The organism is Pseudomonas sp. Kh14 (assembly GCF_900291005.1).
Lineage (GTDB): Bacteria > Pseudomonadota > Gammaproteobacteria > Pseudomonadales > Pseudomonadaceae > Aquipseudomonas > Aquipseudomonas alloputida.
The window spans coordinates 1-480 of the sequence record NZ_OLKJ01000057.1; the positions used below are offsets into that span (position 1 = coordinate 1).

General features: G+C 63.5%; 1 pseudogene. It reads left to right on the forward strand.

What is annotated here, in order from left to right:
* Positions 1-282 precede the first annotated feature (282 nt).
* A pseudogene (locus FQ668_RS29110) lies at positions 283-381 on the forward strand (3-deoxy-7-phosphoheptulonate synthase); the annotation flags it as partial.
* Between the last annotated feature and the right edge of the window lie 99 nt (positions 382-480).

Here is a 480-nt window from a genome sequence, read left to right on the forward strand (position 1 = left end):
CCGCCCTTCCGGCGGGTTACTTTGGTCGTGGCCAAAGTAACCAAAACCGTCGGCTCCCATCATCCGGCCCCTACGCTCCGCTCCGGGGTCCCCTCGCTCCGGCCTCGCTCCCGGGAGGACCGCGCTGCAGGCCCCATCCTGGGGCCCAGCGCTTGACGGGCATCCATGCCCGTCACCTCCCTCCGCAAGCCCTGCGCTCGGCCTCCTGAAGTCGCAATCTGCATCGCCTGAACTACCGCGCGCTTAGAAGCAAAAGCAAAATCCAAAGCAAGAGCAAGAGCAAGAGCGTTCTTCCAGGTACACCAGGCCGAGGGCAGCCATGCCGGCGATATCCTTATCCAGATGACCGGGCAGAACCTCACCGAATGCATCGGCGGTGCCGGCCGATCACCGAATTCGCTTCTCGCTTTTGATCTTGCTTCTAAGCGCGCGGTAGTCCAGGCGACGCAGATTGCGACTTCAGGAGGCCGAGCGCAGGGC